The following is a 7,425-nucleotide window of genomic DNA, read 5'->3' as shown; positions in this document are numbered from 1 at the left end:
GCCCTTGAGCGGCTGGCCATTGGCGTCGAACAAATTCAGCGTCGCGCCCACGCCCAACGCCTCGCCGATATTGCGCGCCATCGGTTGCTGGGCCGAACCGTTCCACTGCACCCAATCAAACGTCCACATGTCCCACAACTGCGGGTAGTCCACCGGCGCGTTGGCCACGCGATAGTTGTCCGGCGAAATCGCGTCGCCGAAACTGGCATTGGCGATACGCCCGAACGCATCGGCGCGGCCGGGGCCTTCCTCGGTGGGGTAGAGCCCGCGATGGGCGTCGTTCCAGGCGACTTTGAGAAACATGTCCAGCGAGCGTTTGTAGTCCGCACGTAGGGATTGATGCCCGTCCTCGTAGTCCGCGCCCAACACGTTGCGTGCGAAACGTTCGAATTTCCAAGGGTTGTAATAGGTCGCGGCAAGGCTCGCGACCAGCGCCTGACCAAAACTGCCGCCACGCAGGGTCGGCACCGTCGACGGCAAAACATGCAGCGCCGCGCCGCCATCGATGCGCACAGCCTGGCCGTTGAAACGCAACTCGCCGGTGTGACATGCGGAGCAAGTGATATCCAGGAATTGCGCCTGGCTGCCGGGGTTCTGGTGGCGGGCGAAACCTACGGGCAGGTTGCCGGGGTTGTCCGGCGTAGCTTCTTGCGCGGGATCGACCAGAAAACCGAAGCGTGCCAGGTATTCCGGCGCGGCAAAACGCTGCTGCGAGAACGGCAGTTCCAGCGCCTGAAACCAGTCGTAATGCAGGCCTTTGACCTGAGTGCCCTGCGGCGTGAAGTAATAGGTCTGGCGGTCGGCGGCGCTCCACTGCTCCAGGTAATGCACCTGTTGCGCGGGGGTGTAGGCCGGCAGTTTGGGGTTGGCGATGTAGTACACAACCACAGCGAGGCCAAGCCCCAGCAGTACGGCGATCAGAACCAGCAAGCGGAGTAGGAGGCGCAAGATAAAACGTCCTTGTCGATTTATAGCGCCTTTATGCATCAGTGGCTCGGGTGGCGGCAAGTGGCCATTACGCCAAGTCGTAGGAACTCGCATCAGTGCGCGTCAGACGAACCTGACAGAAACTTCATCCCGCGCATTCCCGAAATGCTTTAAAAGACCTGAACTTATCGGCTGTTTCCTGCTCTCATGCCGGTAGCCATTGGTCGTGGCCGCCTGATAAGCTCGCGGCTTTATTCGATTGCCCTTTAGGCGCATGAACAAGGAAATAGCATGAAACAGCATCGGTTGGCGGCGGCGGTGGCCCTGGTTAGCCTGGTACTTGCGGGTTGTGATTCGCAGACCAGCGTAGAGCTGAAAACCCCGGCGCAAAAAGCTTCCTACGGGATTGGCCTGAACATGGGCAAAAGCCTGGCTCAGGAAGGCATGGACGATCTGGATTCCAAGGCCGTCGCTCAAGGCATCGAAGATGCCGTCGGCAAGAAAGAACAAAAGCTGAAGGACGACGAACTGGTCGAGGCCTTCGCAGCACTGCAAAAGCGTGCAGAAGAACGCATGGCGAAAATGAGCGAAGAGTCGGCATCCGCCGGCAAGAAATTCCTCGAAGAAAACGCCAAGAAGGCCGGTGTAGTGACCACTGCTTCCGGTCTGCAATACGAAGTCGTGAAAAAAGCCGATGGCGCTCAGCCTAAGCCGACCGACGTAGTGACTGTTCACTACACCGGCAAGCTGACCAACGGCACCACGTTTGACAGCTCGGTTGATCGCGGTAGCCCGATCGACCTGCCAGTCAGCGGCGTGATCCCGGGTTGGGTCGAAGGCCTGCAACTGATGCACGTCGGCGAGAAGTACAAGCTGTACATTCCTAGCGACCTGGCTTACGGCGCGCAAAGCCCGAGCCCGGCAATCCCGGCCAACTCGGTGCTGGTGTTCGATCTGGAACTGTTGGCGATCAAAGATCCAGCAAAACAAGACGACGCTGCCAAGTAAGCGCCGTTTGCTGCAAAAACAACGCCTCGCATTATGCGGGGCGTTGTTGTATCCGGGGTTTGACAAATCGCGATCAAAGCGAACGGATGCGCAAGGTTGCAGTCATAGCCATTGAGGACGCCAGTGCTAGCCACACCTCGGCGCCAAGTCAATGAAATCTTGGGTTTTTTTATGTGAGTAAAAAACGCCCGATCTGAGCTCAGCCCTTATGAAACGTGGCTTCCAGCCGCGAAATGCAGCTCTGTTCACAAGGTTATCCACAATTTGTGTGGATAACATTTCAGCGGGAGGAAAACATGAAAGCACCCTGGAATCTGGCCCGTTTTCTGCCATTGGCCGGCCGTTTGCTGGCCCGTGGCCGCCTGCCAACGCTGCTGTTCGCCGTCGCCAGCAAGGCCGGCAACGAAGGCAATCGCCTGGGCAAACTCAAGGATGACCTGCGCCTGCTGCAGGCGTTGTGCCTGGCTTACTGGCGCGGCGAATACCGTGGCATCAGCCGCAAATCGATCCTCACCGTCGTCGCTGGCCTGATGTATTTCCTCAGCCCGCTGGATGCCATCCCGGATTTCATCCCGGTGCTGGGCATGTTCGACGACATCGCCGTGCTGGCGTGGATCATGAAAACCCTCGACGACGAACTTAACGCCTTCCGCGCCTGGCGCAATCGCCAGTTGCCGGAGAAGTTGGCCCGGGTCGAACGCCTGCCCGATACCCCGGAACAGCTGCAATTGCAGAAACCCGAAGATCTTTGATCAGGTTGATCTTCAACCTTAGATGCATGCCCCCGCGACCTTGGCCGCTGTTAGGATTACACTTCAACGGAAAAGCGCCGACTCGCTAAGTGTCGTTGTCCTACGGGGAAGTCATGGATATTCAGATAATCACACGCGAAGGCGAGCCCGAATATGCAGTTTTGCCATGGGCTCAGTACCAAGCTCTACTGAAAGCAGCAGGCATCGAACCACAACCGCCGCGAGCCGCCACAGCGCGTCCCGCGGCGACCCCGGACCAGATTCTTCCTGGTCTGGACCAACTCCGCAGTTTGCGCGAAGGGAAGGGCATCGCCATCGAGGCGCTCGCCCGCACGGTAGGCATCAGCCCGTCTTATCTGGCCTTGATTGAAAGTGGCGAGCGTCAACCCGACGCAGCGATTCGCCGCAGCCTGGCCTGGGAATTGACGGTGCCAGGATGGAGGGATGAATCGTGAGCGTACGCATCAGTCGTCAACATTGGGACGGGTTGTTAGGTGAACTGGACCAGGCGCGCCGCCAGCGCCATCTACTGACCTACCGCGCGTTGCTCGAACGATTGCAATTGCCCACGCCGGCCATGCAAACCCTCACCGCCGCCCTCGAACACCTCGCCGCCCTCGATGCCAAAGCCGAGCAGCCGTTGCGCAGCTCGCTGGTCATCAGCCAAGGCGCGAGCCGCCTGCCACGCACCGGTTTTTTTGAATGCGTCGAACGCCTGGGGCGCTTCTCCGGCCCATCCGACGGTGTCGCCGCCGCCTCTTGGCATGCTTCCGAAGTGGTGCGCGTGTTCGAATACGAGTACCCCGAATCCGCGGAGGCTTGAGTGTTTTTACGACTCAAGGCGCGGGCAAGTTACTGGTTGGCCCGTAGGCTTTTTCACTGGCAATGGTTTGTGCGCTCGCCACGTGGCTGGAAATGGCTCGAAGGGCAATTCGCGCGCATGGCCAACCTCGGCGACGTCGGCGCGCAAAGCTTCTATGGCCACATCCTGACCTTCCGCGGCGTCGGCCTCGGTGCGCGCGAAGAAGGCGTGCGCTTGCTGCGCCTCGCGGCGTTGGCGGGGGATGGCAAAGCGGCGTATCAGGTCGGCGTGATTTGTCTGGCAGGCACGCCGAGCAAAGCACCAGACGCGGCAGAAGCGGCTCGGTTCTGGCAGATTGCCGCGAAGGCCGGGCACCCGTTGGCCGAAATCAAGTTGAAAGAATTGCTCGGGTGATCGTTCCCATGCTCTGCGTGGGAGGATATTTTTCATAACCTGAATACGCTCCCATCGCTCAATGACCAAACCTGGAACCGCGACCCATGGCCGATTTCCCTAGCGCCGAGCGCAGCAATGTCTGGTCGATATTCCTGATCTTCCTGCGCCTCGGATTGACCTCGTTCGGCGGGCCCGTCGCGCACTTGGGATATTTCCATAATGAGTTCGTCATCCGACGACGCTGGCTGACCGAGCGCGGTTATGCGGATCTGGTAGCGCTGTGCCAGTTTCTGCCGGGGCCGGCGAGCAGTCAGGTCGGTATCGCGTTGGGCCTGTCGCGCGCAGGTTACGGCGGGGCGCTCGCGGCGTGGATAGGGTTTACCCTGCCGTCCGCGACGATGATGATCTTGTTGGCGCTGGGTCTCACTCATTACGGCACGGCCGTTGCGCCCGGCGCGCTGCACGGCCTCAAAGTCGTCGCTGTCGCGGTTGTCGCCCAAGCCGTCTGGAGCATGGCCAAAACACTGTGTGCAGACCTGCCGCGAGTGACCCTGATGGCCATTGCGGCCTGCGTCGCGCTGCTCGCGCCGTCCGTTTGGACCCAGGTCGGCGTGATTGTTGTTGCCGGGCTTGCAGGCCTGTTGCTGTTCAATCCGCCGCAAAGTACCCGGCATGATGCGCTGCCGATCAACATCAGCCGCAGGGCCGGAGCGCTCTGGCTGACGCTTTTTGTGCTGCTGCTGGCCGGGCTGCCGCTGCTGACCAAGCTATTGCCCAATCAAAGCCTCGCACTGGTGGATTCGTTTTACCGTTCCGGCGCATTGGTATTTGGTGGTGGTCATGTCGTCCTGCCGCTGTTGCAAGCCGAAGTGGTGCCCACCGGATGGGTCAGCAATGAAGCATTCCTCGCCGGTTATGGCGCTGCGCAGGCTATGCCCGGCCCGTTGTTTTCGTTCGCGGCATTCCTCGGCGCCTCGATGAACCTCACGCCGTCGGGTTGGGCCGGTGGGTTGATCTGCTTGTTGGCGATCTTCGCCCCAGCCTTTTTGCTGGTGCTGGGGGCCTTGCCTTTCTGGGAGCGACTGCGCAGCAATGTGCGCGCGCAAGCCGCACTGGTCGGGGTCAATGCAGCGGTGGTCGGCCTGCTATTGGCCGCGTTCTATCAGCCGGTCTGGACCAGCGCCATCGTCAAACCGCAGGACTTTGGGTTGGCGCTCGTTGCGCTGATTGCCTTGATGTTTTGGAAGTTGCCACCGTGGTTGGTGGTGGTTGCAAGCGGCGTAGCGGGGTGGGCGGCCAGTGTCATTGCTTGAACGGACCCGTCGAAAAGAATCCCGCTGCCACGCGTTTCTTCTTGTGGCCCGCAACAACTCCCCCTATAAGAACAACTTTTCCTCCTCGAAATAAAAGGATGCACGCATGAGCTCAGCCTGGAACGAAGGGTATTTCACGGACGAGGGTTACACCTACGGGTATTCCCGCGAAATCAATCCAGTGTTCCAGCGCTATTGCTTGTTGCTGCGCGGTTTTGCCGCCCTGGAAAGCGCCGAGGCCTGGCACTGCGAATTGGGCTTCGGCCAAGGTGTGTCGATCAATATCCACGCTGCCGCCAACCCGGGATCCTACGTCGGCACCGACTTCCTCCCGGCCCAAGCGGCGCACGCCAGTGGGCTCGCAACCGCGTGGGGCAGCGACGCGCGGCTGTACGACGACAGCTTCGAGCAACTGCTGGCGCGCAATGATTTGCCGCAATTCGACAGCATCAGCCTGCACGGCATCTGGACCTGGGTCAGCCGCGACAACCAGAAACTCATCGTCGAATTCGCCCGGCGCCAACTCAAGCCCGGCGGCATGCTCTACATCAGCTACAACTGCTTGCCGGGCTGGTCGCCATCCGCACCGTTGCGCCAATTGTTCAGCCTGCACAACCGCTTCGCTTCGCACACGTCCGCGCGCCCGAACGAGCGCATCGACGCTGCACTGCAATTCTCCGAAGCACTGCTGGCCGCCAACCCCAAATACGCCCAAGCCGCGCCCAACCTCGGCGCCAAGCTGCAAAGCGTCAAAGGACAGGACCGCCAATACGTCGCCCACGAATACTTCAACCGCGACTGGGACTGCATGTATTTCACCGACGTGGTCGACGCCCTCGCGCCCGCCAAACTCGACTACGCCGCCACCGCGCTGCCGCTGGACTCGGTCGACCCGCTCAACCTCAGCGCCGAAGGCATGGACTTCCTCGAAGGCATCGAACACCCGATCATGCGCGAACAGGCGCGCGACTACTTCGTCAACCAGAGCTTCCGCCGCGACCTCTACGTGCGCGGCGCCAACCGCCTGTCCACCGCCGAACACCGCGAAGCCATGCTCAACACGCGTTTCGTGCTGCTGCAAGTCATAGAAAGCGTCCCCGGCACCGTCACCGGCCCCGTCGGCGAAGCCTCGTTACAACCGGAAATCTACGACCCGATCCTCGAAGCGCTGGCAGCCAAGGCCTACGCGCCGAAAACCCTGCGCCAGCTAATCAGCGCCGTGCCGTCGATGACTTACCACGACGTCGAACAGGCCCTCAACGTATTGATCGGCATGCACGCCATCGCGCCATGCCAGAGCGAAGCGGCCGAGAAACTGGTGCAAGCGCGTTGCAGCACACTCAACTTGCAACTGTGCAAACGCTCGCTGTTCGCCAACAAAATCCAAGTACTGTCGAGCCCGGTCACGGGGGGCGGCGTGCCTGTGAGCCGATTCCAGCAGTTGTTTTTGATCGCGGTCATGCAAGGGAAAAAACTGCCGAGCGAATGGGCGCAGTTCGCCTGGGACATTATCGGTGGGCAGGGCGAAGGGATATTGAAAGGGGATAGGGCGCTGACGACGGCGGAGGAGAATATTGCCGAGTTGAAGGAACAGGCTGTGGGGTTTGCTGAGAGATCGATGGTGGTATTGAAGGCTTTGCGGGTTGTTTGAGGTTTGACGGTCGCAGATCTATTTATGATCGAATAGGTCTGCTTCCTTCGTTTCAATGCATCTAAGAGTGAACATCACGTGAGCCTATTCAGGCGTATAAAAGATTTATTTAAAGCCGCGCCTGGTGAGCAAATTGTCGGGTATTCCGTTGTAGAGCTCACGTCTATTTTCGGAAATTCCTTTAAACAGGCTGATGCTGCAAAGGCTCACTATCCTGTTTTTTCTTCTCTGGGATCATTGGGTATCCGAGCATATTATTCAAATTTCGCCATTGATAGGTCCGAAGTCGATAACTTCCGATCAGTGATTGGTGCTGGATTTTCGCTTGTTGATGAAAGGGCTTTTAACGATTTGACGATTGAGCGTTACCGTAATCATGCAGCGAATGAGAACCTAATACTTTCCATATCGTACAAAGAATTTAATGTCGCGACGGTTCGGCTGGTGATTGATAGTGCTGAAGTGATGGATCTGATAACTAAACATGGTTTCTCCGTTCCTCCGCCATGGATTGCATTCGAGGGTTACGATCCAGCGTGGTGGGGAGGGGAGATGCAGGGGGCGCAGGGGTACTAT

Annotated in this window: 9 protein-coding genes; 8 read left to right on the top strand and 1 reads right to left on the bottom strand. The window is 59.3% G+C overall.

Annotation, left to right across the window (positions count from 1 at the left end):
- Positions 1 to 948 (bottom strand): di-heme-cytochrome C peroxidase (locus BI292_RS07675; protein WP_256592633.1); only part of this gene is annotated, 948 nt, incomplete at its 3' end.
- Positions 949 to 1,218: 270 nt separating this feature from the next.
- Between BI292_RS07675 and BI292_RS07670 the strand changes: the two genes are divergently transcribed.
- The 8 genes from BI292_RS07670 to BI292_RS07635 all read left to right on the top strand — a co-directional run.
- Positions 1,219 to 1,935, top strand: coding sequence for an FKBP-type peptidyl-prolyl cis-trans isomerase (locus BI292_RS07670; protein ID WP_092271215.1), 717 nt, complete (start codon positions 1,219 to 1,221; stop codon positions 1,933 to 1,935).
- Between the two features lie 296 nt (positions 1,936 to 2,231).
- On the top strand, positions 2,232 to 2,687 hold the full coding sequence (locus BI292_RS07665) for a YkvA family protein (protein ID WP_101207507.1): 456 nt from the start codon (positions 2,232 to 2,234) through the stop codon (positions 2,685 to 2,687).
- A gap of 113 nt (positions 2,688 to 2,800) precedes the next feature.
- Entirely contained in the window at positions 2,801 to 3,142 is a 342-nt protein-coding gene (locus BI292_RS07660) for a helix-turn-helix domain-containing protein (protein ID WP_092281458.1), read from the top strand.
- Entirely contained in the window at positions 3,139 to 3,510 is a 372-nt protein-coding gene (locus BI292_RS07655; RefSeq protein ID WP_003223109.1) for a hypothetical protein, read from the top strand. Before BI292_RS07660 ends, BI292_RS07655 begins: the two co-directional genes overlap by 4 nt.
- Positions 3,511 to 3,903 (top strand): hypothetical protein, encoded by a 393-nt coding sequence (locus BI292_RS07650; protein WP_101207506.1) that lies wholly within the window; start codon positions 3,511 to 3,513, stop codon positions 3,901 to 3,903. It begins immediately after the preceding gene.
- A gap of 86 nt (positions 3,904 to 3,989) precedes the next feature.
- Positions 3,990 to 5,198 (top strand): chromate efflux transporter, encoded by a 1,209-nt coding sequence (gene chrA, locus BI292_RS07645; RefSeq protein ID WP_101207505.1) that lies wholly within the window; start codon positions 3,990 to 3,992, stop codon positions 5,196 to 5,198.
- A 106-nt stretch (positions 5,199 to 5,304) separates the two neighbouring features.
- Positions 5,305 to 6,849, top strand: a complete 1,545-nt coding sequence (locus tag BI292_RS07640) for a class I SAM-dependent methyltransferase (protein WP_101207504.1) — start codon at positions 5,305 to 5,307, stop codon at positions 6,847 to 6,849.
- Between the two features lie 78 nt (positions 6,850 to 6,927).
- Positions 6,928 to 7,425: hypothetical protein (locus tag BI292_RS07635; RefSeq protein ID WP_101207503.1), on the top strand; the 498-nt coding region annotated here is incomplete at its 3' end.

The organism is Pseudomonas sp. 43NM1, assembly GCF_002836905.1.
Classification (GTDB): domain Bacteria; phylum Pseudomonadota; class Gammaproteobacteria; order Pseudomonadales; family Pseudomonadaceae; genus Aquipseudomonas; species Aquipseudomonas prosekii.
The sequence above is the reverse complement of the archived record's forward strand: the minus strand, read 5'-3'. Positions and strand labels throughout refer to the sequence as shown.